The sequence below is a fragment of the Streptomyces pseudogriseolus genome, from assembly GCA_002154585.1.
GTDB lineage: Bacteria > Actinomycetota > Actinomycetes > Streptomycetales > Streptomycetaceae > Streptomyces > Streptomyces pseudogriseolus.
Genome location: MUNG01000610.1, coordinates 1 through 2,206, shown reverse-complemented (window position 1 = coordinate 2,206; position 2,206 = coordinate 1). Strand labels below are relative to the sequence as shown.

Genomic DNA, 2,206 nt, shown 5'->3' with positions numbered 1-2,206 from the left:
ACCGGGCGAGACGGCGACGGCACCTTCGGCGCCGTCGCCGTCTCGCCCGGTTACACCGCGCTCGAGTCGTCCATCTCCTGGCTGGGCCCGCGCCTGGCCTCCCAGGGCTTCGTGGTGTTCACCATCGACACCCTCACCACCCTCGACCAGCCCGCCTCACGGGGCGACCAGCTGCTGGCCGCGCTGGACTACCTCACCCAGCGCAGCCTGATCCGCAACCGTGTCGACAGCAGCAGACTGGGCGTCATGGGCCATTCGATGGGCGGCGGCGGCTCCCTCGAAGCCGCCAAGGACCGGCCCTCCCTCCAGGCGGCGATCCCGCTGACGCCCTGGAACCTCGACAAGACCTGGTCCGAGGTCCGGACCCCCACCCTGATCTTCGGCGCCGACGGCGACACCATCGCTCCGGTCTCCAGCCACGCCGAGCCCTTCTACAACAACCTGCCGTCCTCCCTGGACCGGGCCTATCTGGAGCTCAACAACGCCACCCACTTCACCCCGAACTCGTCGAACACGACGATCGCGAAGTACAGCATTTCGTGGCTGAAGCGCTTCATCGACAACGACACCCGCTACGAGCAGTTCCTGTGCCCGCTGCCGCGCCCGAGCCTGACGATCGAGGAGTCGCGGGGCAACTGCCCGCACACCTCCTGACGACACCCACCGGTGGCGGTCCGCGCACGGCGCGGGCCGCCACCGCCGTTGTGCGCGGGCACCGCGGACCGCCGCCGTCCATGGGCCACGGCACAGTCCAGGGTGTACGGCACCGGGTGAAAGCCGCTGATGACACGGCTGTCCGGCGTTCGACCGGCGACGGTTCCTCGCCGGTCGGCCACCTTCCGCCTGACCTTACGCGTGAGTAAGGTCGCGGAGATGACCGGACACACGACCGCGCGTCAGCGGCTGACCGCCGAGCTGCTGGACGCGCTGCGTACCGACGGCGGCGTCCGCGTCGTGACCGGTGAACCCGGTTGCGGCCGCACCACGTTCCTCGACCACGCCGCCCGCCTCTTCCGCGCGGGACCGGTGCGGCACCTCCGTGCCGATCAGGCGCACGAGCTGGACGACGCCCTCCGGCCGGCCACGGCGGCCGCCCCCGTCCTCCTGTGCGTGGACGACGCCCACCTCTGGGACGCGCCGGCACGCGCCACGCTCGCCCGCGCCGCCGCGCGCATCCGGGGGACGGGCGTGCGGGCGGCCCTCCTGGTGACCGTCCCCGACCATCGCCGCGTCGCCCCCGAGCTGGCGGACCTGCCCGTGCTGCGCCTCGGCCCGCTCACCCCCGCGGACGCGGCCCTGCTGGTCCGGGACGCCGCGGACGAGGCCGTCGACCCCGCCGTCCGGGAGGAACTGATCACGGCGGCCGAGGGCAACCCCGCGCTGCTGCTCGCCCTGGTACGGCGTCTGTCGTCGGCCCAGCTGAGCGGGCGGCGCGAGCTGCCCCCGTTGGTCACCGGTGAGGTGCTGGCGGAGGTGGCCGGCGACCGTCTGCCCGACGACCCCGGCGGCCTGCCGTTGACCACGGCCGCCGCCGCGCGGGCGACGGGGGAGGAGGACGCGGACGAGGAACTCGTCCTCCGCGCGTGCCCCTCCGCGATCGACGGGCCCCTGCCCGACCTGCTCACCCGCGGCGAGGGCCGCCTCCGCTTCCGCAGCACGCTGATGCTCCGCGCCGTGTACGCCACCGCGCCTTCCGCACACCGGCGCGCCGCGCACCTCGCCCTCGCGGAGGCCGCGACGGAACCGGACGAGCTCCTCCCGCTGCTCCACCGCTCCTGGGCGACAACCGGCCCCGCCCCCGACGTGGCGGCCTCGCTGACCCGGGCGGTCACCGACCCGGCGTGCACGGCGCCCCCCGCCCTCCGCCGCAGGGCCCTGACCCGCGCGGCCGATCTCACGCCGGACGGGGCCGAACGCGCCCGCCGCCACCTCGCCGCCGCACAGCAGGCGCTCCTCGCCGGCCACACCGCCGACGCCCTGCGCCTGCTGGAGCGGGCGCGCGGCCGTTCCGCGCCCGCGTCGGTGCGGGGCGGCGCCGAACTGCTGCGGGGCGCGGTACTCCTGGCCGACGGCCCCGTCGAGGACGCCAGGGAGTCCTTCCTGCTGGCGGCCGACCTGCTGCCCCCGCCCGCCGCCGCCCGCGCGACGCTCGCCGCGGCGGACGCGGCCTGGTCCGCGGGCGACCCCACCGCCTGCCTCTCGGCCC

The 2,206-nt window shown here is 75.6% G+C and carries 1 protein-coding gene and 1 pseudogene; both read left to right on the top strand.

Annotated elements, in window-relative coordinates:
• Positions 1–654 (top strand): poly(ethylene terephthalate) hydrolase family protein (locus tag CCN29_RS33400; RefSeq protein ID WP_086686233.1); only part of this gene is annotated, 654 nt, incomplete at its 5' end.
• Positions 655–873: 219 nt separating this feature from the next.
• Positions 874–2,206: pseudogene (locus CCN29_RS33395) on the top strand (LuxR family transcriptional regulator); the annotation flags it as partial.